Raw genomic sequence first — 22,952 nt, 5'->3', positions numbered from 1 at the left:
CCGCCAGCCGCTGGCATGCACCCCGAGGACAACATCACCTGCAAGGAGCACCCCATGATTCGACCGGTCAGTGAGCTGGTGGCCGCCGCCGAGACGGAGATCGAGACCCTGTCGCCCCGCGAGCTGCGCGAGGCGCTGGAAGAGGCCCGCGCCGGCGGCACGCCGCTGACGCTGGTGGATATCCGCGATGTGCGTGAGCTGGAGCGGGAAGGGCGTATTCCCGGCGCCATCCACGCGCCGCGCGGCATGCTGGAGTTCTGGGTCGACCCGGCCTCGCCCTATCACCGTGCCGACTTCGCGCGCGAAGGGCGCTATGTGCTGTTCTGCGCCGGCGGGCTGCGCTCGGCGCTGGCCACCAAGTCGCTCAAGGACATGGGCTTCGGGCCGGTGGCCCATCTGGGTGGCGGCTTCGCGGCCTGGCGTGAGGCGGGGGGAGAGGTCGTCTCGCCCTTCATGCAGGGCAACTGACGCAGCGCTGGGATCCTCGGCGCGATCCGGCGTTGCCCCTCACCTGACACGCTGATGCTTTACACTGTTCGGCCCCGCTGGCGCCTCGCCGGTCGGGGTCGTTTTCTGTCCGGAGCCTGTATGTCTGACCCTGATACCCCTGCCACCCCCAAACGTGCCTCGTCTCGGCGTGACACGCGTGATCTGGTGCGTGACCCGATCGCCTCGACGCTGGCGCGCATGACGGGGCCGGTGATCGGCGGCATCGTCACCATGATGCTGTTCAACCTAGTGGATGCCTGGTTCATCGCCCAGCTGGGCACGCCGGAGCTGGCGGCGGTGACCATGACCTTCCCGGTCACCTTCGGCGTGATCAGCATCGCCATCGGTCTGTCCATCGGCACCACCGCGGTGGTGGGGCGCCGGCTGGGGCGAGGTGAGCTCGAGACCGTCAAGGCGCGCACCACGGATTCCAGTCTGCTGGGGCTGCTGCTGGGGCTGGTGATGCTGGTGCTGGGGCTTGCCAGCATCGAGCCGCTGTTCGGGCTGCTGGGGGCCGATGACACCCTGATGCCGCATATCCGCGATTACATGCAGGTGTGGTATTTCGGCGCACCCTTCGTGTTGCTGCCGCGTGTGCTAGGCAGCGTGCTGCGCGCCGAGGGCAATACGCTGGTGCCCTCGCTGGTGATGGCGGCGGCGGGGGTGCTCAATGCGCTGCTCGACCCGCTGCTGATCTTCGGCATCGGTAGCTGGCAGGGCATGGGCGTGGCGGGCGCGGCGCTGGCCACGGTGCTGTCATGGCTGGCGATGACGCTGGGCTTGCTGGCATTGCCACTGCTGCGCGCGCGGCTCGATTTCCGTCACCTGAGCGTGACGCGGCTGGTGACGTCATGGCGCGAGGTCGGGGCGATCGGCCTGCCTGCCGCGCTGACCAGCGTGATGACGCCGATTGCCACCGCGCTGGTCACGCGTATCGTCAGTCAGCATGGGCACGCGGCGGTGGCGGCTTACGGTATCGGCTCACGCATCGAGTCGCTGGCGCTGATTCTGGTGCTGGCGCTGTCCATGACGCTGTCGCCCTTCATCAGCCAGAACGATGGTGCCGGGCAGCACAAGCGTGTGTGGCGCGCCATCCACGGCGTGCTGGCCTTCATTCTCGCCTGGCAGCTGGTGGTCTGGTTGGGGCTCGGGCTTGGCGGTGAGTGGATCGCGGCGCGCTTCGCCGAGAGTCAGGAGGTCGCGGGGCTGGTCAGCACCTATCTGTGGCTGATACCCGCCGCCCTCGGGGCCCAGGGCGTGATCATTCTCGCCAATTCCAGCCTCAATGCGCTGCACAAGCCACGCCGCGCGATGATGCTCTCGCTGGTGCGTCTGTTCGCCTTGCTGGTGCCGCTGGCCTGGCTTGGTGGCGCCCTGTATGGCGTGATCGGCATCTTTGCCGGGGTGGCGACCAGTTACCTGTTGATGGGCGGCATCAGTTATCTGGCGCTGCGTTCGGTCCTCAGGCAGCGCGCCTGAGCCTGGTAGCGAGAGGACAGTCGTCGTGACGAAAAAAGCCGCCGTGGCCCGAGAGGGTACGGCGGCTTTTTCATGTCTGGCTTTCAGCGCCTTGGGCGGCTGTTTTCCAGTGCCCCAGGCGTCTTTTTCCCAGTGCCCCAGGCGGCTGTTTTCCAGTGCCTTAGGCGGCTGTTGCCCAGTGCCTTAGGCGTCTTCGTACTTGCACAGATAGGCGGATTCGACCGTGGTGCGTACCTCGAAGCTCTGGTTGGCTTCGACGATGAAGCTTTCACCGGCGGCGAGCTGATACCACTCTTCCGCGCCCGGCAGCAGTACCTGCATGTCGCCGCTGATCAGGGTCATGTATTCGCGTTGGCTGGTTGAGAACACGAATTCGCCGATGGCCATCACGCCGACCGTGGCAGGAAGGTCTGCGCTCTGGAAGGCGATGGAGGCCACCTGGCCGTCGAAGTAGTGGTTGGTGTTGAACATGGGAGAATTTCCTGGGTGAGTAGCGCTGTTGTTGTGGTCGATGTGTCTAGACGTGTTCGACGTGTGTTGTTGTGTTCGACTTGTGATGATCTGGCCGTCGGGGTCAGCGCGGTGAGAAGCGGCGCGCCAGGCCGGTCTCGGCGATCATGCGCGTCGAGATCTCTTCGATCGAGAAGCGCGTGGTATCGATGTAGGGCACCTTGGAGCGGCGGAAGAGTGCCTCGGTCTGCTCGACTTCCTGCAGGCACTGATCGATCGAGCAGTAGCGGCTGTTGGGGCGACGCTCGGTACGGATGGCGGCCAGACGGCGCGGGTCGATGGTCAGCCCGAACAGCTTGTGACGATATTGTGCCAGTGAGGCGGGCATCTTGAGGGTGCCGGACTCGTCCAGATCATCCTCGGTCAGCGGGTAGTTGGCCGCGCGGATACCGAACTGCAGCGCCAGATACAGCGAGGTTGGGGTCTTGCCGCAGCGTGAGACGCCGATGAGGATGACGTCGGCCTTGTCGTATTGATGTGTGCGCGCGCCATCATCGTTGTCGAGGGCGAAATGCACGGAATCGATGCGATTCATGTAGACGTCGTCCTGCCCGATGGAGTGGGTCTTGCCGACGCTGTAGGACGAGTGGGTGTCCAGCTCCTCTTCCAGCGGCTTGAGGAAGGTCGAGAAGATGTCGACCTTGAAGCCGGAGGATTCGGAGATGATGTCGCGGATGTTCTGGTCGACGATGGTGTCGATGATGATCGGGCGCTCGCCGTCATTGGCATGCGCGCTCTCGATGGCCTTGACCAGTGCCGTCGCCTTTTCGGCCGAATCGATGTAGGGCTTGGTCACCATGCGGATGTCGGTATTCTCGAACTGGGCGAGCAGACTGCGCCCCAGTGTCTCGGCGGTGATGCCGGTGCCATCAGAAATGAAGAAGGCGGTTCGGGTCATGACGGGCACTCGTGAAGAACGAATCGAAGACACCAGCCCGCTCAGGCTGTTGCCCCGTGAAGACCCCAAGTGTCGGTGTTCACTGTCGAGCTTGCAATATCCGGTACAGGGCCAGTGGCGCGATATGAGAAATCCCGTGTTCCCGTTCTCTGCAAAAGCGCCTCATGACTACATTCCTGTAGCGGCCGTTTCTGGCTTGTCGACATGTTCGCCGACGATGGCGACATAACGTCTGAAACAGGCTCAGGGTTGTAGTCCTCCTCCACTGACTAGCCGGTTAGACCAATGGCTAATACTAGAGAGAGCTTGTTAGGGTGGCGTCATTGCTGAACGGAAGGCGGTTCATCGTCCTCCATCGGTCATTCGTTTCCATCCATTGGTACCAGGGGGTTCCCTTGTCACAGCAAGCCACATCCGAATACGTCGTCGATTTCGATCAGCTCGGCATGAACGATGTTGATCGCGTTGGCGGCAAGAACGCCTCGCTCGGTGAGATGATCTCCAATCTGGCCGATGCCGGTGTCACCGTGCCCGGCGGCTTTGCGACTACCTCCTATGCCTATCGCGAGTTTCTGGCCCACGAAGGCCTCGACAAGCGTATCAATGCCGCCCTCGATGCCCTCGATGTGGACGACGTGGTCGAACTGGCACGCGTCGGTGCCGAGATTCGTCAGTGGATCATCGACACGCCGCTGCCGCCGGCCTTCGAAGCCGAGATGGAACGTGCCTATGCCGAGCTTCAGGCCAGGCACCCGAACCTGAAGGTCGCCGTGCGCTCCTCCGCCACCGCGGAAGATCTGCCGGATGCCTCCTTCGCCGGTCAGCAGGAAACCTTCCTCAACATCGAAGGCTTCGACAACATCAAGCGTGCGGTTCACGAGGTGTTCGCGTCACTGTTCAACGACCGCGCCATCTCCTACCGCGTGCACAAGGGCTTCGATCACTCACTGGTCGCGCTGTCTGCCGGCGTACAGAAGATGGTGCGCTCCGAGACGGCCGCTTCCGGCGTGATGTTCACCCTGGACACCGAATCCGGCTACCGCGACGCCGTCTTCGTCACCGGCTCCTGGGGCCTGGGCGAGACCGTGGTGCAGGGCGCGGTCAATCCTGATGAGTTCTACGTCCACAAGACCACGCTGGCCGCCGGCCGCCCGGCAGTACTGCGCCGCAACCTGGGCTCCAAGCTGATCAAGATGGTCTACACCGACGACACCAGTGCAGGGCGCTCCGTCGAGACCGTCGACGTGCCGGTGCCGGACCGTCACCGTTTCTGCATCAGCGACGCCGATGTCGAGGCTCTGGCGCGCCAGGCCATGATCATCGAGAAGCACTACCAGCGTCCGATGGACATCGAATGGGCGCGTGATGGTGACGACGGCAAGCTCTACATCGTCCAGGCGCGTCCGGAAACGGTCGTCAGCCAGGAAGAGGGCGGCAACCTCGAGCGCTTCCAGCTGCGCGAGAAGGGCCGCACCCTGGTCACCGGACGTGCCATCGGCCAGCGTATCGGCCAGGGCGCGGTGCGCGTGATCGACAACCCGGAGCAGATGGACAAGGTGCAGGTCGGCGACGTGCTGGTCACCGACATGACCGATCCGGACTGGGAGCCGGTCATGAAGCGCGCCTCCGCCATCGTCACCAACCGTGGCGGACGTACCTGCCACGCGGCGATCATCGCGCGTGAGCTGGGCATTCCGGCCGTGGTCGGCTGTGGCGACGCGACCTCGGTGCTCGCCGAAGGCCGCGAAGTGACGGTCTCCTGCGCCGAAGGCGATACCGGTCACGTCTATGACGGTATCCTCAACTTCGATCGCACCGTCACCAGCGTCAACGAGATGCCGGAGATTCCGTTCAAGATCATGATGAACGTCGGCAACCCGGACCGCGCCTTCAGCTTCTCGCGTCTGCCGAATGCCGGCGTGGGCCTGGCGCGTCTGGAGTTCATCATCAACCGCATGATCGGCGTGCACCCCAAGGCGCTGCTCGACTACGCCGCCCTGCCCATCGATCTGCAGCAGACCATCGATGCGCGCACCGCCGGCTACGCAAGCCCGGTCGACTTCTACGTCGACAAGCTGGTCGAGGGCATCTCCACCCTGGCAGCCGCCTTCCATCCGCAGAAGGTCATCGTGCGCATGTCGGACTTCAAGTCCAACGAGTACGAGAACCTGATCGGCGGCAAGATGTACGAGCCGGGCGAAGAGAACCCGATGCTGGGCTTCCGTGGCGCCTCGCGCTACGTGTCCGACACCTTCCGCGACTGCTTCGATCTGGAATGCCGTGCCCTCAAGCGCGTGCGTGACGAGATGGGGCTGACCAACGTCGAGATCATGGTGCCCTTCGTGCGCACCACCGGCGAGGCGGAGCAGGTCATCAAGCTGCTGGGCGAGAATGGTCTGGTACGTGGCGAGAACGGCCTGCGCGTCATCATGATGTGCGAGCTGCCGACCAACGCGCTGCTGGCGGATCAGTTCCTCGAGCACTTCGATGGCTTCTCCATCGGCTCCAACGACCTGACCCAGCTGACCCTGGGGCTGGATCGCGACTCCGGCATCGTCGCTCACCTCTTCGATGAGCGTAACCCGGCGGTCAAGCAGCTGATGTCGATGGCGATCCGTGCCTGCAAGGCGCAGGGCAAGTACGTCGGCATCTGTGGTCAGGGCCCGTCGGACCATCCGGAGCTGGCCAAGTGGCTGATGGAAGAGGGCATCGACAGCGTCTCCCTCAACCCGGATTCCGTGCTGGAAACCTGGTTCATGCTGGCGGACAAGGAGCTGGTGTAACCCAGGCTTCCCAGGATGGTGACCTGACGCGCTGAGGCGCAGATGGTCGTTGTCACCCAGGGCGCCCATCGCACTCAACGTGCGGTGGGCGCTTTTCGTTTTGTGCCTGAAACCTGAATGATTGGTCAGTTCGGGCATTAGACCAATGGGGGAGAAAGCAGCACAAAGACGCCAGTTAGTAACAAATGGCAACAAAATGATCTCGATTGCGCGACTAAATGATTATCTTTCTACCTTATGTAAAAAAGGCAGTCATTTATAATCCCAGCCACCCCGCTGACCACAATATCCATGGTGGCAATGAGTCCATGGTGACTATGACGGCAGGCCTCACCGGTAGCCAGCACTGCGGTGGCACGCAACAACCGACCTTTCAGACACAATCCAAGGTAGTCGTAACGTGAAACAGTCTTTATGGAAAAACATCGGCGTCCAGGTAGTCATCGCCATGATCCTGGGTGCAGGTGTCGGGGCGTACATGGGCGAAGACGCCTCGATGTTCGCGCCACTGGGTGAGCTGTTCATTCACCTGATCAAGATGCTGGTCGTGCCGCTGATCGCGGTCTCCATCGTGTCGGGAGCCGCCAATCTGGGCGACAGCCCTTCTGCCGGCAAGATCGGTATCTCCACCTTCGCCTTCTTCATGCTGACCTCTGCCGTGGCCGTGATGCTGGCGCTGGTGATGGGGCATGTCTTCCAGCCGGGCAGCGGGGTGGACCTGGAAAGCGCCAAGGGCATGTTCTCCAATGCCTACGCTGACAAGGGCAGCGTGCCGGGCGTGATGGACACCATTCTGGGCATGGTGCCGACCAATATCTTCGGGGCACTCACCGATGCCAATATCCTGCAGATTCTGGTGTTCTGCCTGTTCCTCGGCATTGGCCTGTCCAAGACCGGTGAGCGTGGCAAGCCGCTGATCGAAGGCCTGAACACCGTCATTGAAGCCTTCGTGTGGATGATCAACGTGGTGATGCTGATCGCGCCGATCGGCGTCTTCGGCCTGATGGCGGACGCCGTCGGCACCTTCGGCTTCGATGTACTGACGCTGGTGATGAAGCTGTTCCTCGTCTACATGGGCGCCATCCTCATCTACGGCTTCGTGTTCTACCCGCTGGTGGTCAAGTTCGGCTCTGACGTGCCGCTGGGTCGCTTCATGTCCGCGATGAAGAAGCCGCAGGCCGTCGCGCTGTCCACGGCGTCCTCCATGGCGACCCTGCCGGTCAACATGGAAGTCTGCGAGAAGGAGCTGGGCCTCAAGAACGCCACCTCTGCCTTCGTGCTGCCGCTGGGCGCGACCATCAACATGAGCGGCAATGCCATCTATTACGGGCTGGTGGCGATGTTCTTCGCCCAGGTCTTCAATGTCGACCTCGGCTTCTCCGCCTACGCCGCCATCGTGTTCACCGCGACTCTGGGTGCCATCGGTCAGGCCGGCGTGCCGGGGCCGTCGTTCCTGGTGGTCGCCGTGCTGCTGGCTGCCGGTATCCCCATCGAAGGCCTGCCGTTGCTGTTCGCGCTGGATCGTATCTTCGACATGACGCGCACCGCGCTCAACATCACCGGTGACGCTGCCTGCGCCGCCGTGGTGGACCGCTTCGCGCGGGCCGATGATGCGGCTGCGGCCTCTCAGGCCAGTGCTCAAGCCGGCTCACAGACCGACTCATCCAACGTAGAGCCTGCCAGCACTCGCTGAGTCCGCGACTTTGAACGCGAAACGCCCCCGCAACCTGCCTGGTTGCGGGGGCGTTTTCATTGCGGCGTGCACCGCGGCGCGAGACGGCGACTCAGGGAGTCGGCTGGGTACGGATCAGCGCTTCCTTGGCGGTGATGACGCCATTGTTGTCGGCGTAGAGATAGTCGCCCGGCACGATGGTGACGCCGGCGAAGGTGACCGGGATATCGCGCTGGCCTTCGCCGCGCTTGATGCTGGGTCGCGGGTAGCAGCCCAGTGCCTGCACGCCGAGATTGGTGGCGTGGATCTCATCCACATCGCGGATGCAGCCATACATGATCACGCCGGCCCAGCCACTCTTGGCGGCCTGTTCGGCGAGCATGTCGCCCAGCATGGCGCAGCGCATCGAGCCGCCGGCATCGACGACCAGGACGCGGCCTGCGCCGGGTTCCGCGACGGCTTCCTTGACCAGCGAGTTGTCCTCGAAGCACTTGATGGTCACGACTTCGCCGCCGAAGGACTCGACGCCGCCGTAGTTGATGAACAGTGGCTCGAGCACCTGCACGTCGGGGAACTCATCGCAGAGGTCGGGGGTGGAGATGGGATGCGTCATGTCGGATTCCTTGTGCTGGGCGGCCGGGGCGGGCCGCTTGAGGGACGGAGCGCTTTGATTGCTGCAATGCCACAACCCCGAGAATGCCCGATACGCCAGGGCTTTGCATCTGTGCGAAGGGCTAAGTGGGCCTCGGGCACGCGCAAGCGGGGGGAGCGGGAAGGTCATGAGGACATGTTGCTGACTGGCGACGTGACAAGTAGTCAAAACGCCACTCTTGAAACACTGTTCTATATCTACCACGATGCTCCTGCAACCCATGACAGGCGCGGTCTTGCCGTCAGTACCTGGCCGGCAGCTGCCTGTGCCGCCCATTGGATCAAGGAGCAATACATGAGCAAGTCACGTCTTCTGGCCGCCCCGTTGGCTACCGTTTCCTTCGCCGCTCTCGCTCTGGCGCTCAGTGGTCATGCTCAGGCGGCAGGCAATGCCAACAAAGGGCTCTACATCGGTGCCGGTACCGGCTTCTCCAGCCTTGAGAACGATGATTCCGATGAGGCCGGTGACTTCATCGAATCCGGCAGCGATGACTTCGATGTGGATGATGACGACAACGTCTACAAGGCCTTCGTGGGCTATCAGTACAATCCGTACTTCGCCACTGAGGCCTTCTACACCGACCTGGGGACTGTCCAGCTCAAGGGCAATGACTTCAGTAATACCGATCTCGAGTCCAAGGCCTACGGTGTCAACGTGGTGGGTATCCTGCCCATCGGTCAGTACTTCTCGCTGTTCGCCAAGGCGGGGATGGCCAAGTGGGAAACCGATGTCGATGGCAATCTGGGCAATTCCAGTGTCGATCTGAAGGACAACGACGGCTTTGATCCGGTCTATGGTGCCGGTGCACAGGTCAATCTGGACCCGTTCCTGATCCGTGCCGAGTACGAGCGCTATGACTTCGACAGCGATTATCAGGTGGATGCCTTCACCGCCTCGGTCGGCTACAAGTTCTGAGGCAGGGCGCTTGCGCCTACTGAGCTTGTCGCAGGCATGAAAAAACGGGCCGTCCCTTGAGGGGCGGCCCGTTTCGTTGTCTGGCATGACACCAGTTGGCATGACGCCAATTGCTGCTGTCAGAGGGGAGTCATGCAGTGGCGCATGACTCCCCGCCTGATCAGGCTTCCTGGGTGACCGGAATCACGTTGGAAGCGGCGTTCTGGAACTCTTCGATCTCATGGAAGTTCAGGTAGCGATAGATCTCGCCCGCCATGGCATCGAATTCGCCCATGTAGCCCTGATATTCCTCGACGGTCGGCAGACGACCGACCACGGCCGCGATGGCCGCAAGCTCGGCAGAGGCCAGGAAGACGTTGGCGCCGTCGCCCAGACGGTTCGGGAAGTTGCGCGTGGAGGTGGACACCACGGTGGACTTGGCGGCCACACGTGCCTGGTTACCCATGCACAGTGAGCAGCCCGGCATTTCCATGCGCGCGCCGGCACGGCCGTAGATGCCGTAGTAGCCTTCCTCGGTCAGCTGGTGCTGGTCCATCTTGGTCGGCGGTGCCAGCCACAGCTTGGTCTTCAGGCTACCGGCCGGCTGCTTCTCGAGCAGCTTGCCTGCAGCGCGGAAGTGACCGATGTTGGTCATGCACGAGCCGATGAAGACTTCGTCGATCTTCTGACCGGCGACGTCGGACAGCAGGCGGGCATCGTCGGGGTCGTTCGGCGCGCACAGCACCGGCTGATCGATCTCGGCGAGGTCGATCTCGATGATCTCGGCGTATTCCGCGTCCTTGTCGGCACGCATCTGGCTCGGGTTGGCCAGCCACTCTTCCATGCCCGCGATACGACGCTCGATGGTACGGGCATCGCCGTAACCGTTGGCGATCATCCACTTGAGCAGGGTGATGTTGGACTTCAGGTACTCGGTCACGCTCTCGTCGGACAGCGTGATGGTACAACCGGCGGCGGAACGCTCGGCAGAGGCGTCGGACAGCTCGAAGGCCTGTTCGGCCGTCAGATCTTCCAGACCTTCGATTTCCAGAATGCGGCCAGAGAAGGCGTTCTTCTTGTTGGCCTTGTCGACGGTCAGCAGGCCCTGCTTGATGGCGTACAGCGGGATGGCGTGGACCAGGTCACGCAGGGTGATGCCCGGACGACGTTCGCCCTTGAAGCGCACCAGGATGGATTCCGGCATGTCCAGCGGCATCACGCCAGTGGCGGCGGCGAAGGCCACCAGGCCAGAACCCGCCGGGAAGGAGATACCCATCGGGAAGCGGGTGTGGGAATCACCACCGGTGCCGACGGTGTCTGGCAGCAGCATGCGGTTCAGCCACGAGTGGATGATGCCGTCGCCCGGACGCAGGGAGACGCCGCCGCGGTTCATGATGAAGTCGGGCAGGGTGTGGTGAGTCTCGACGTCGACCGGCTTCGGGTAGGCAGCGGTGTGGCAGAAGGACTGCATCACCAGGTCGGCCTGGAAGCCCAGACATGCCAGATCCTTCAGCTCGTCGCGGGTCATCGGGCCAGTGGTGTCCTGGGAGCCGACGGTGGTCATCTTCGGCTCACAGTACATGCCCGGACGCACGCCTTCCAGGTTGCAGGCCTTGCCGACCATCTTCTGTGCGAGGGTGAAGCCCTTGCCGGTGTCCTTCGGCTGTTCCGGCAGACGGAAGACGTCAGACGCCTCCAGACCCAGCTCGGTACGCGCCTTGTCGGTCAGACCGCGGCCGATGATCAGCGGGATACGGCCGCCAGCACGCACTTCGTCGAGCAGGACCTGAGTCTTGAGGGAGAAGGTGGAGATGACTTCGTCGGTGTCGTGACGGCAGACCTTGCCTTCGTATGGGTAGATGTCGATGACATCGCCCATGGCCATCTTCTCGACGTCCATCTCGATGGGCAGGGCGCCGGCATCTTCCATGGTGTTGAAGAAGATCGGCGCGATCTTGTTGCCGATGCAGAAACCGCCGGCGCGCTTGTTGGGCACGAACGGAATGTCGTCGCCGAAGAACCACAGCACGGAGTTGGTGGCGGACTTGCGTGAGGAGCCGGTACCGACCACATCACCGACGTAGGCGACAGGGAAGCCCTTGGCCTTCACTTCCTCGATCTGGGCCAGCGGGCCGACGACGCCATCTTCCTGCGGGTTGATGCCTTCACGCGGGTTCTTGAGCATCGCGTTGGCGTGCAGCGGGATGTCCGGACGTGACCAGGCGTCAGGCGCCGGAGACAGGTCATCGGTGTTGGTCTCGCCCGGCACCTTGAAGACGGCCAGTGAGATCTTCTCGGCCAGTGCCGGCTTGGACAGGAACCATTCGGCGTCGGCCCAGGATTGCAGCACGGCCTGGGCGACGGCGTTGCCGGCCTTGGCGCGGTCAGCAACATCGTGGAAGGCGTCGAACATCAGCAGGGTGTGCTTGAGCTGTTCGCCGGCTTCCTTGGCCAGGCTTTCGTCGTCCAGCAGCTCGACCAGCGTGGCGATGTTGTAGCCGCCCTGCATGGTGCCGAGCAGCTTGACGGCATGTGTCTTGTCGATCAGCGGAGAAGCGGCTTCGCCACGTACGATGGCGGTCAGGAAGCCAGCCTTGACGTAAGCGGCTTCATCAACGCCCGGGGGAATGCGATTGGTGAACAGATCGAGGATGAACTCTTCTTCACCGGCCTGCGGATTCTTGAGCAGTTCGACCAGCTCTGCGGTCTGCTCGGCAGTCAGCGGCTTTGCCGGGATGCCCTGCTGGGCGCGTTCTTCAACCTGTTGACGGTAGGCTTCAAGCACGTGGGAGACCCTCATCTGTAATCGTGTCGAAATGCGCGGGCCAGTCGTCTTGAAGACGCAGGGCGGGGCACCTCGAGGCTTCTTGCGGGTAATTCAAGCGTCTTATTGCGAGCGAATCAGGCGCTACGGGGCGAATGCGAGTCTACTCAACTTTGTCGACAATGTTAAGGAGCGCCCAGTGGCGGGGGCTGAGACTTTGGTCGCCTATTGCGGCATAACATTCTGATATTTCATCTGATTGTCAGGAAATCACGCTGAGCAAACACTATGCGGCAACGCTGATGACGCGCTGATGACGCCCAGCGCGGTGCTGACGCGAGGCCCTTTGGGCACCGACGGCGCGATGCTGTCGGCCCTCAGGTACGCACGGTATGATGGGGGTTACCCCGAATCACACTTTCCGCCTCCCCCGAGGGCAACATGAGCCGTATTCTTTCTCCTTGCGTAGGTGTCTGCTCCACTACGGTCGGCGATAGCGTCTGTCGCGGCTGCCAGCGTCATGATCATGAGATCCTGGCCTGGTTCGGCTATGACAGTGACCAGCGCGCCCAGCGCATGCTGGCACTGGACGAGCTGCGCAGCCAGGTCGCCGCCCGCTGGCTGCGTGTCGCCGATGACGCCATGCTGGCCGAGCAGCTGACCCGCCATCGCATCCGTTTCCGTGCCGATCAGTCGGCGCTGTCACGCGCCGTTGAGCTGCTGCGCGTCGGGCGCACCCGCATCAAGGACCTGTCGGCATATGGCATCGCACCACTGGCCCATGCGCGAGAACTTGAGCCCGAACAGCTTTTTGCCCATATAAACGATGAAATCATGGTGGAAGCGGCAAAGCGTGCCGATAATGATATGAACTCCGTCGTTGAGGTGTCTCCTGTCAGTCAGCAGCAGACGCAAGCGAGCGAGACAAAAGACTGACGTGACAATGAATTCAATGACCGACGTGACGGAGCGCAATGTGATTGCGCCTGAGCAGAGCAAGCAGCATGATGATGTTCATGCTGGCCAGTATGGCGAGAGTGAGGCTGGGGCGCGCGTGATCGCAGCGTCGCAGGGGCCAAGCGATGAAGATACCGAGGCCTTGCTGCCGGCGTCGCTGCTGGCCTTTCTGCCCTGCAGGACGCCCCTGAGCTGGGTCGAGGCGGCGCTCGAGAATCCGGAGCTGTTGCTGATCGACCATGCGCAGTGCGAGAAGAAAGCCGCCTCCACCGCCATGAGCCTGATGTACCGCTACGTGAACCGGCCACTGCTGTTGACCAAGATGTCACAGCTGGCGCGCGAAGAGCTGCTGCACTTCGAGCAGGTGGTCGGGCTGATGGAGAAGCGGGGCATCGTCTATCGGCATATCAAGGCCTCGCGCTATGCCGAAGCCCTGCGCCAGCAGGTCAGGGACGAAGACCCGCAACGCCTGGTGGACATCCTGCTGATCGGCGCCCTGATAGAGGCAAGGTCGTGTGAGCGCTTCGCGCGCCTCATCCCGTATCTCGAACCAGAGCTTGCAAAGTTCTATCGCACTTTGGTTAAGTCAGAAGGACGTCACTATGAGGATTACCTCATGTTGGCGGAGCAATACACCAATGAACCACTGGAACCCCGTCTCGCGGTGCTACGTGAAGTGGAACGAGAGCTGATCGAAACCCCCGATGCTGTCTTCCGCTTCCACAGTGGTCAGCCGAGCGCACGACGGGCAGCGCGCGCCTCGGCCAGGGTGGGTCGGGACGCGATGGATCAAGGCACGAGAGACTAAGGCAAGGATCAAGGACAGGGGATCACCGGCGCCGTGGCAGGGCTGGCGTTTCGTTCGCGACTTTGAAATGGATGACACATGACGCAGGAAACATCTGGTCAAGCTCAACTGGCACTGCTGGGACATTTCCAGCTGACGTTGGGTGATGACACGCTGACTCAGTTCAGCTACGACAAGGTCAAGGCGCTACTTCTGCATCTGCTGCTGCATGATCAGGCCGTCTCCCGTGCCGGGTTGGCGGAGTTGCTCTGGCCGGATCAAGGGCTGTCCTCCGGACGGACCAACCTTCGCCACGCCTTGCACTGTCTGCGTCAGAGTCTCGGCGAAGAGGCCGACAACCTGTTGACGGTGTCGCGCCAGACCATCGCGCTCTCGCTGCCGGAGCACTGGGAGCTTGATCTCGACGAGCTCAACGGCCTGCTGCTGGCACCGCCCTCCGTCGCCACCCTGGGGGAGATCCTCACCCTGTATCGTGGCGACCTGGTCGAGGAGCTCTCCTTGACCCAGTGCCCTGACTTCCAGCGCTGGATGATCAAGGTGCGTGGCGAGTGGCGTCAGCGCGTCATCCAGTTCGCCGAGCGGGTGCTGGCCACGGACGAGCCGCTGCCCGATGACGCGCTGCGCACGCTAGTCAGTCGCTTCTCCGGTTACGGCCCCTTCCATGAGCGTCTCGTGCGTCAGCTGGCCGAAGGCGGCCAGTCGGCCGCGGCCCATGAGCAGTTCAATGCCTTCCTGCAGCAGCTGGCGCTCTCCGGTCAGCAGCCGGACCCCGGCTTCCTGCAGCTGGCCCGCTACTGGTCCGATGGCAAGAGCGAGACCATGAGTGCCATGACGCCGCAGGGCGCCATCTCACGGACCCTGTCGCTGGACAGCGCGCCGCTGCGCGAAGAGGAAATCGATCACCGTCAGCTGTCGGTCATGGCCATTCGTCTGAGCGTCAAGGACAGTCATCGTGACCGCGTCTGGGCGCGTGCCTGCCTGACGCTGCAGATCGAGCTGCTGCGCTGGCTGGAGCAGCAGTGTCATCACCTGGGCGGCTTCTGGCTGCCGGGCGCCACGGGTGGCGTGGGTCTGGCATGCTTCGGCACCCACGGCCCGGCGCATCAGCTCGCCGAGCTGGTCGCGCTCTATGAGCACTGCAGCAAGGCGATCCCCGACGAGATCGCCAAGCTGTGGGACGGTGAAGGCAAACCGCCGGCCTTCTCGCTGTCGGCGGGCCTGCACTCCGGTCAGGTCATCTACCTGCCGGAGCGCCAGCTGGCCGACCCACTGGGTCAGGTCACGCAATATTCCCTCGAGTTGATGACCGCCGCCGAAGGCAGCGAGCTGGTGATCTCCCAGGAAGCCAGTCAGCACATGCCGCCGGCACTGGATCTGCAGCCTCGCTTGACCTCGCGCCTGTTGGCCGCTGACGGTCGCGTGCGTCTGCGTGCGCTGGTGCTGGGCAGCAGTGTCGCCACCCGCGAATCCTCATTGCCGACCTTGATCGGTCGCGAGGGCGAGCTGCGTCGTCTGCGCGATGCGCTGGCCCGCGCCAGCATCGGCCTGCGCCAGAGCGTGCTGGTCAGTGGCAACTCCGGCATGGGCAAGTCGGCCCTGATGGTCAATTTCCGTCAGCTGGAGCAGAGCCAGGATGTCGGGCTGTGCTGGATGCCGACCACGCGCCTCTCGCAGCTGGAGCCCTACAGTGTCGTCACGGCGCTGATTCGCTGGCGTCTGGACGGCAATATCGATCGCGAAAGCGTCGAGCAGCTGTTCGAGTCTTCCGAGGCGTTGCAGGGCATCAGCGAGGAAGTGCGTCGCTCCTTCCACGCGGTGCTCGGCACGGCGGAAGATACTGCCGAAGATGAAGTGCTGATCCAGTCCAGCGAGACGGTCGAACGCGTCGTGCGCGTGCTGCATCTGGTGATCGAGAAGTCAGCCAGCCTGCGTCCGCTGGTGATGATGATCGATGACCTGCAGTGGCTCGACGAGCCGTCGCTCAAGGTGCTGGCTGGCCTGCAGGCGCGTCTGCCGATCAACATCGGCTTCATGCTGGCCGCGAGCCACAACGGTCGCGACAGCCTGGCGGTCAAGCTCAACTGGGACCAGCACATCGCGTTGGGTCGCCTCGACCCGATGCAGGTCTCGCGCCTGCTGTCGCACCTGTCACGTCGCTATCGCCTGCACCTGAGTCCGCGCATGCGCAGTCAGCTCATCGAGCGCTGCGATGGCGTGCCGCTCTACCTGCAGGAAATCTGCCGGCGTCTCGACATGGACCGCCGCGAAGGGCGTCCGGTGCAGCTCGACGAATTGCCCAAGGGCCTGATCGGCCTGCTCTCCAGTCGTATCGATCAGCTGGAAGAGGGGCGTGATGTCGCCCACGCCGCCGCGGTATTGGGGCGTGTCTTCAAGCTGAGCTTCGTGCGCCAGAGCTGTGAGTTCGAGGAGGGCCGCCTCAAGCGCGCCATCGAGAACATGCAGCGTCTGGAGATCATCGAGGCCTGCAGCAGCGACAGTGAATTCGACTACCAGTTTACCCATCAGCTGATCCAGGAAGCGGCCTACCTGTCGTGTCCACGGGATGTGCGGCGCCGGATTCACCATCAGGTGGTCGCGCTGATCGAGGACAAGTATCCTGCCTGGATCAGCCGTCACCCCGGCTACTTCGCCGTTCACCTGCGCAAGTCGCAGAACTTCAGCCGTGCCGCGCGTTACTTCGAGCTGTCGGCGCGCGAGGCGCTCAAGATCAGCGCCAACCGCACCGCGCTCAAGATGGCGGACAACGGCCTGGCCTGCCTCAAGCATGTCGATGGTCAGGAAGAGCGCGAAGTCAGCCTGCTGACGGTACGTGGCCAGTCCGGCTTCGCGCTGGAAGGCCATGGCTCACGCATTGCCCACGAGAGCTTCGTGCAGGCGCGCAACCTGCTCAGCAGCCCGGCGCTGGTCGAGGACGACGAGCCGGACCTCGAACAGGCCTTCATCGTCAAATGGGGTCTGTGGGTCGGTTGCAGCGAGCGCCATGCCCACGCCGATGCCTTCGCGCTGGCCTCGGGCCTCAGCGAGCTGGCAGAAGAGCTTTCCGATGATCGCTATCGTCGCCTGGCTGACTATGCGCGGGCCCACTGCGAGTTCTGGGCCGGTCGCGTGCGTGTGGCGGGCGAGCACCTGGATGAGATCGATCCGGTCAACCATCCGATGGTGCTCGAATGGCTGCCGTTCAGCGATCACCCGCAGGTGGCGGCTTCCTGTCTGCAGAGCTGGACATCGTGCCTGCGCTGCGACTACGTGAAGGCCGAGCAGCAGGCCGAGGCGGCGATTCGCATGGCCGAGCAGATCGGTCAGCCCGGTTCGCTGGCGATGGCGCTGATGTTCTCCACCTCCCTGTATCGTCAGCTGGGCCACACCCATCTGGCGACCCAGCGCGCCGAGCGGGCCCTGGAAGTGACGCGTTCAGCGGACCTTCATCTGTGGCACATGGCCGCGCATGGCGTGCTGGGCTGGGCGCGGGCGATGAACGGCGACCGCGATGGCCTGTCCATGCTGCAGTCGAGCATGAACGAGTTCGCGGAGCTGACCGGTCGCGAGCGTCATCAGCGTCCCAACCTGTGGTACATGGACGCCGTGATGGCGCTGGGCGAGCACGCTGCCGCCGAGGAATACATGGAGAAGGTGCTGCTGGTGGCACAGGAGCGCAATTCCTTCTACCTGTCAGAAGTCAGCTATCTGGTCGCGAGCCTGCGCAGTGCTCAGGGCTTGCCGCTGGAGAAGGTGCGCTCCCTGATCGAGCAGGGGCTGTCCTACTCCATCGAGCAGGAAAACACTCACCATGAGGCCATGGGGCTTGCCACCTGGCTGCGTCTGGTCGATGCCCATGATGCCGAGCGGTGTCAGCGTCTGAAGGTGTTGCTGGAAGAGCTTCCGAGCGCCGATGCCCCCGCGGTACTGGGCTGGCATCAGCTGGTGGAGATCGCCGAGGGGCGTGCGCGCCGCAAGGCGTCGTCACCGGCCTGAGCGAAGCGTCTGGCGCAGCGAAGCGCCTGATACTGTGAGAGCGTAAGAAAAAGCCCCGCTGCCGTGATCGGCAGCGGGGCTTTTTGGTGTGTGCAAGCGATCAGCCGTGGGTGATCGCATCGACCAGCGGCAGCGCAAATTCACGCAGCTCCGGCCCCTGGCCACGGGCGATGATGTCGAAGGCCTGAGTCGGGCGCCAGTCGCCGAGCACGATACGGCGCGCCGGCTCGCCATCGATCTCGAGTTCATGCACCGCCGGGCGATGCGTATGGCCATGGATCAGCGTGCGCACGTCGTGCTCACGCATCTCGCGCACCACTTCCTCGGGCGTGACGTCCATGATCGCCTCGTCCTTCTCGCTGTTGGTCTCGCCGGACTGCATGCGCAGTGACTGGGCCAGCGCCAGACGCTGCTCCAGCGGCATGGCCAGAATCTGCGCCTGCCACTGAGGGTCGCGGGTCATGGCGCGGAACTTCATGTAGGCCTCGTCGCGGGTGCACATGCTGTCGCCGTGCATCAGCAGCACGCGCTCGCCGTCCAGCTCGATCACGCTCGGGTCGGGCAGCAGCGTCACGCCGGCCTCGGCCGCGAAGGTCTCGCCGACCAGGAAGTCGCGATTGCCGTGCATGAAGAAGATCGCGGTGCCGCGCTCGGCGATGCGCTTGAGCGCAGCGCTCATGCTGTCGGTGAAGTCGTTGCGATAGTCATCGCCGACCCAGACCTCGAAGATGTCACCCAGCAGGAACAGACGCTCGACGGCAGGCTGGCAGGTAGCCAGGCGTGCAAGATAGTCGAGGAAGCCCTGGGCGATCTCGGGCGTGTCGGGTTGCAGATGCAGGTCGGAGATGAAGAGGGTGGTGGCAGTCGTGTTCATGGTCGGGGTCCGCGAAGGTGGGCGGTCAGCAGGGCATCGCAAGGGCGCACTGCCGTGGGAGTTCATAACGCAAACCGCCCAGCCTGGCACTCGCGATCACGAGGCAAGGCCGGGCGGCAGGCACGCCTTGCGGCGTGATCAGGCGAAATCGCTTATTCGGTGATTTCAGCGCTGGTGATGATCACGTCTTCTGCCGGCACGTCGGCGTGGCCGTCGCGACGGGTGGTCTTGACCGCTTCGATCTTCTCGACCACGTCCATGCCTTCGACGACCTTGCCGAACACGCAGTAACCCCAGCCCTGGCTGGTCTTGCTGGTGAAGTTCAGGAAGTCGTTGTCATTGACGTTGATGAAGAACTGGGCGCTGGCGGAGTGCGGGTCCATGGTGCGAGCCATGGCCACGGTGCCGCGGTCGTTCTTGAGGCCGTTGTCGGCTTCGTTCTCGATCACGCCATTGGTCGGCTTCTGGTTGAAGTCGGTGTCAAAGCCACCGCCCTGAACCATGAAGCCCGGAATGACGCGGTGGAAAAGGACATTGCTGTAGTGGCCTTCACGCACGTACTGCTCGAAGTTGGCCGCGGTCTTCGGGGCCTTCTCGTGGTTGAGTTCGAGGGTGATATCGCCGTAGTTGGTGTGAAGAACGATCATTCGGGCTTCCCGGTCATCTGTCTTGCTTAAGTGTCAGGCAGGCGCGGCTTCATGGCATCGCCTGCGGGCGTCGCGCTATAATAGCGGCTTTGCATCCAGACACGAAAGCCTGAGCGGGCGGCAGGCGCGTGGATGCAGCCCCGATCATCCGTCTTGTTGTCCTTGCGCACGTTCGTTCAACCACATGACGACCCGCAATACGACGCCCAGGAACCACACAGAGGTGCAGCGAAACTTCATGAGTACCGAGACCCAGAGCGCCCCGAACTTCGTGCTTAACCAGATCCGCGAAGAACTCGAGGCCGGCCGTGCCGATAAGGTTGTCACGCGTTTCCCGCCGGAGCCCAACGGCTTCCTGCATATCGGGCACGCCAAGTCGATCTGTCTGAACTTCGGTCTGGCGCAGCAGCTCGGTGGCGATTGTCACCTGCGCTTCGATGACACCAACCCGGCCAAGGAAGAGCAGGCCTATATCGACGCCATCAAGGAAGACGTCGAATGGTTGGGCTTCGAGTGGGCCGGCAAGGTGCGCTTCGCTTCCGATTATTTCGACCAGCTCTATGCCTGGGCCCAGCACCTGGTGCGTGAAGGCAAGGCCTATGTCGATGACCTGTCGCCGGACGAGATTCGTGAATATCGTGGCACGCTGAAGGAGCCGGGTCGCCCGAGCCCTTACCGTGAGCGTAGCCCCGAGGAAAACCTCGATCTGCTCGAGCGCATGAAGAAGGGCGAATTCGGCGAGAGCGAGAAGGTGCTGCGTGCCCGCATCGACATGGCGGCGCCCAACATCAATCTGCGTGATCCGATCCTCTATCGTATCCGCCATGCCAGCCACCACCAGACCGGCGACAAGTGGAAGATCTACCCGTCCTACGATTTCACGCATGGTCAGTCCGATGCGCTGGAAGGCGTGACGCATTCCATCTGTACGCTGGAATTCGAGGACCATCGTCCGCTGTATGAGTGGTTCCTGGCCAACCTGCCGGTACCGGTCACGCCGCGTCAGATCGAGTTCGCGCGTCTGAATCTGGATTACACCGTCACTTCCAAGCGCAAGCTGAAGCTGCTGGTGGACGAAGGCGTCGTCGATGGCTGGGATGACCCGCGCATGCCGACCATCTCAGGCATGCGTCGTCGTGGCTACACGGCCGCTTCCATTCGCAAGTTCTGCGACATGATCGGCGTGAGCCGCGCGGATGGCGGCATGGTCGAGATCGGCATGCTGCACCACGCCATCCGTTCCGACCTGGAAGACAACGCACTGCGGGCCATGTGCGTGCTCAATCCGCTCAAGGTGGTGCTGACCAACCTGCCGGAAGGTCACGAGGAAGTCTTCGAGGTGCCCGGCCATCCGGCACGTGACGACATGGGCACCCGCCAGATTCCGCTGACCCGTGAGCTGTGGATCGACGCCGATGACTTCATGGAAGATGCGCCGAAGAAGTTCTTCCGTCTCGCGCCCGAGAAGGAAGTGCGTCTGCGCAACGGTTACGTCATCCGCTGTGATGAAGTGATCAAGGATGAGGCCGGCGAGATCGTCGAGCTGCGTTGCAGTGTCGACCTCGATACCCTCGGCAAGAACCCGGAAGGCCGCAAGGTCAAGGGTGTCATCCACTGGGTCAGCGCCGAGCACGCGGTGCCGGTCGAGGTGCGTCAGTACGAGAACCTGTTCCTGGAAGCCGAGCCGGACCGTGACAAGGATGTCGACTTCCTTGAGCACCTCAATCCGAACTCGCTGAGCATCGTCAAGGGCTTCGGTGAGCCGAGCCTGCGCAATGCCGCGCCGGAAACGCGTTACCAGTTCGAGCGTATCGGCTACTTCGTCGCCGACCGCCATGACTGCGTCGATGGCGCGCTGGTCTTCAACCGTACCGTTAGCCTGAAGGACGGTTGGGCCAAGGCCCAGAAGAAGGGTTGATGGCAGCCAGGCCTCCTGCGGGAGGTCTGCTGGTATGACTTTTGACCCGCTTCACGGCCCGCAGGCTGATCCTGTACCTTCGATGACGAAGCTGCATGACCGGCCTGCGGGCCGCTCCATTTCGCAAGGCTGACAGCGCACTGTCAGCAAAGTAGCCAAGGGCGATGACTGAATGATTTCACTCGAAGATGCCGCGAGCACACTGTCCATCTACAGTACCCTGAGCCGGACCAAGGCACCCTTCGTGCCATTGGAAGGCAACAAGGTGCGCATGTACGTCTGTGGCGTGACGGTCTATGACCTCTGTCACATCGGCCATGCGCGTGTGATGGTGGCCTTCGACATCATCACGCGTTACCTGCGTGCGCGTGGCTATGACGTCACCTATGTGCGCAACATCACCGATATCGACGACAAGATCCTCAAGCGTGCCGACGAGAATGGCGAAGCCTTCGAGGCGCTGACCGAGCGCATGATCCAGGCGATGCACGAAGACGAGGGGCGTCTGGGGATCCTGCGTCCTGATCGCGAGCCACGGGCGACCGCGCACATCGGCGATATCATCGCGATGACCGAGACGCTGATCGACAAGGGCTTTGCCTACGCGGCCAGCAACGGTGATGTCTACTACCGTGTGCGTCGTTTCGAGGGCTATGGCAAGCTCAACAACCGTCAGCTCGATGACATGCAGTCCGGCGCGCGCGTGGAAGTGGAAGAGGCCAAGGAAGATCCGCTCGACTTCGTGCTGTGGAAGGCCGCCAAGCCGGGCGAGGCCAGCTGGCCGTCTCCCTGGGGCGCGGGCCGTCCGGGCTGGCATATCGAGTGCTCCGCGATGTCGACCTGCTGCCTGGGCAACACCTTCGATATCCACGGCGGCGGGCCGGACCTGACCTTCCCGCATCACGAGAACGAGATCGCCCAGTCCGAAGCCGCCACTGGCCAGCAGTATGCCAACGTGTGGATGCACGCCGGCGCGGTGCGTGTCGGGCAGGACAAGATGTCCAAGTCGCTGGGCAACTTCTTCACGATTCGTGATGTGCTGGAGCAGCACAACCCGGAAGTGGTGCGTTATCTGCTGGTGGCCAGCCACTATCGCAGCGCGATCAGCTATGAAGCCAACTCGCTGGATGAGGCGCGTCGCTCGCTGGAGCGCTTCTACAATGCGCTGGAGAACGTCACGCCCGAACAGGGCGAGGTGTCAGGCGACTGGCGGGCACGTTTCGTGGCTGCCATGGATGACGACTTCAATACGGCCGGTGCGCTGTCTGTGCTGTTCGAGCTGGCCCGCGAGCTGAACCGTGCCAAGAAGGAGGCACCGCAGCAGGCGCCGGCGCTGGCCTTCGAGTTGACCGCGCTGGGCGGTCTGCTGGGGCTGTTCGGGCAGGACCCGGCGGTCTTCCTCAAGGGCGATACTGCCGCATTGGCGTTGTCGGAAGACGAGATCCAGGCGCAGATCGAGGCGCGTGCTGCCGCCAAGAAGGCCAAGGATTTCGCGGGTGCTGACCGTATCCGTGACGAGCTGGCCGCTCAGGGCATCATCCTCAAGGATTCCCGCGAGGGGACGACCTGGGTGCTGGAAGGCTGATGCCGTTGGCATGACGCATTGTCGCCGCG

16 protein-coding genes are annotated in these 22,952 nt (G+C 62.9%); 10 read left to right on the top strand and 6 right to left on the bottom strand.

Annotation, left to right across the window (positions count from 1 at the left end):
* Window positions 1-54 precede the first annotated feature (54 nt).
* Both U0O11_RS12605 and U0O11_RS12600 read left to right on the top strand, forming a co-directional pair.
* A complete protein-coding gene (locus U0O11_RS12605; RefSeq protein ID WP_107336265.1) occupies window positions 55-468 on the top strand; it encodes a rhodanese-like domain-containing protein in 414 nt (137 codons plus the stop codon).
* A gap of 120 nt (window positions 469-588) precedes the next feature.
* Window positions 589-1,968: an MATE family efflux transporter gene (locus U0O11_RS12600; protein WP_279836124.1), complete on the top strand. Its 1,380-nt coding sequence runs from the start codon at window positions 589-591 to the stop codon at window positions 1,966-1,968.
* 183 nt (window positions 1,969-2,151) lie between these two features.
* On the opposite strand, the gene ppnP is transcribed toward U0O11_RS12600, so the two are convergent.
* A complete protein-coding gene (gene ppnP, locus U0O11_RS12595) occupies window positions 2,152-2,439 on the bottom strand; it encodes a pyrimidine/purine nucleoside phosphorylase (protein ID WP_166018755.1) in 288 nt (95 codons plus the stop codon).
* 103 nt (window positions 2,440-2,542) lie between these two features.
* The gene (gene ppsR / locus U0O11_RS12590) at window positions 2,543-3,376 is read right to left on the bottom strand and encodes a posphoenolpyruvate synthetase regulatory kinase/phosphorylase PpsR (RefSeq protein ID WP_043331317.1); all 834 of its coding nucleotides are present in this window, start codon (window positions 3,374-3,376) and stop codon (window positions 2,543-2,545) included.
* A gap of 395 nt (window positions 3,377-3,771) precedes the next feature.
* Here ppsR and ppsA point away from each other — a divergent pair, with 395 nt between their 5' ends.
* Window positions 3,772-6,159, top strand: a complete 2,388-nt coding sequence (ppsA, locus tag U0O11_RS12585) for a phosphoenolpyruvate synthase (protein WP_324690364.1) — start codon at window positions 3,772-3,774, stop codon at window positions 6,157-6,159.
* Window positions 6,160-6,559: 400 nt separating this feature from the next.
* Entirely contained in the window at window positions 6,560-7,852 is a 1,293-nt protein-coding gene (locus U0O11_RS12580; protein ID WP_213113965.1) for a dicarboxylate/amino acid:cation symporter, read from the top strand.
* Window positions 7,853-7,943: 91 nt separating this feature from the next.
* On the opposite strand, the gene rraA is transcribed toward U0O11_RS12580, so the two are convergent.
* Window positions 7,944-8,444 (bottom strand): ribonuclease E activity regulator RraA, encoded by a 501-nt coding sequence (gene rraA / locus U0O11_RS12575; protein WP_043331314.1) that lies wholly within the window; start codon window positions 8,442-8,444, stop codon window positions 7,944-7,946.
* Window positions 8,445-8,777: 333 nt separating this feature from the next.
* Between rraA and U0O11_RS12570 the strand changes: the two genes are divergently transcribed.
* Window positions 8,778-9,398, top strand: coding sequence for a porin family protein (locus U0O11_RS12570; RefSeq protein ID WP_324690363.1), 621 nt, complete (start codon window positions 8,778-8,780; stop codon window positions 9,396-9,398).
* A 160-nt stretch (window positions 9,399-9,558) separates the two neighbouring features.
* Here the strand turns inward: U0O11_RS12570 and acnB are convergent, their stop codons facing one another.
* On the bottom strand, window positions 9,559-12,162 hold the full coding sequence (gene acnB / locus U0O11_RS12565; RefSeq protein WP_043331313.1) for a bifunctional aconitate hydratase 2/2-methylisocitrate dehydratase: 2,604 nt from the start codon (window positions 12,160-12,162) through the stop codon (window positions 9,559-9,561).
* Between the two features lie 420 nt (window positions 12,163-12,582).
* Here acnB and U0O11_RS12560 point away from each other — a divergent pair, with 420 nt between their 5' ends.
* From U0O11_RS12560 to U0O11_RS12550, 3 genes are all read left to right on the top strand, one after another.
* Entirely contained in the window at window positions 12,583-13,077 is a 495-nt protein-coding gene (locus tag U0O11_RS12560) for a DUF1289 domain-containing protein (protein WP_192837576.1), read from the top strand.
* 16 nt (window positions 13,078-13,093) lie between these two features.
* Window positions 13,094-13,906, top strand: coding sequence for a tRNA-(ms[2]io[6]A)-hydroxylase (locus tag U0O11_RS12555; RefSeq protein ID WP_324690362.1), 813 nt, complete (start codon window positions 13,094-13,096; stop codon window positions 13,904-13,906).
* Between the two features lie 78 nt (window positions 13,907-13,984).
* Window positions 13,985-17,899, top strand: coding sequence for an AAA family ATPase (locus U0O11_RS12550; protein ID WP_324690361.1), 3,915 nt, complete (start codon window positions 13,985-13,987; stop codon window positions 17,897-17,899).
* Between the two features lie 100 nt (window positions 17,900-17,999).
* Here U0O11_RS12550 and U0O11_RS12545 read toward each other — a convergent pair whose 3' ends face one another.
* Together U0O11_RS12545 and U0O11_RS12540 are read right to left on the bottom strand one after the other, a co-directional pair.
* Window positions 18,000-18,773, bottom strand: a complete 774-nt coding sequence (locus tag U0O11_RS12545) for a UDP-2,3-diacylglucosamine diphosphatase (RefSeq protein ID WP_054555497.1) — start codon at window positions 18,771-18,773, stop codon at window positions 18,000-18,002.
* Between the two features lie 152 nt (window positions 18,774-18,925).
* Complete coding sequence (locus U0O11_RS12540; protein WP_043331309.1) at window positions 18,926-19,420, bottom strand: peptidylprolyl isomerase; 495 nt, start codon at window positions 19,418-19,420, stop codon at window positions 18,926-18,928.
* 238 nt (window positions 19,421-19,658) lie between these two features.
* On the opposite strand from U0O11_RS12540, the gene U0O11_RS12535 reads away from it, so the two are divergent.
* Window positions 19,659-21,338: a glutamine--tRNA ligase/YqeY domain fusion protein gene (locus U0O11_RS12535; RefSeq protein ID WP_043331306.1), complete on the top strand. Its 1,680-nt coding sequence runs from the start codon at window positions 19,659-19,661 to the stop codon at window positions 21,336-21,338.
* 202 nt (window positions 21,339-21,540) lie between these two features.
* Window positions 21,541-22,923, top strand: a complete 1,383-nt coding sequence (cysS, locus tag U0O11_RS12530) for a cysteine--tRNA ligase (RefSeq protein WP_153636939.1) — start codon at window positions 21,541-21,543, stop codon at window positions 22,921-22,923.
* Window positions 22,924-22,952: the final 29 nt, after the last annotated feature.

Origin of the sequence: Cobetia sp. D5, assembly GCF_035666195.1 — a bacterium.
Taxonomy (GTDB): domain Bacteria; phylum Pseudomonadota; class Gammaproteobacteria; order Pseudomonadales; family Halomonadaceae; genus Cobetia; species Cobetia amphilecti.
The sequence above is the reverse complement of the archived record's forward strand: the minus strand, read 5'-3'. Positions and strand labels throughout refer to the sequence as shown.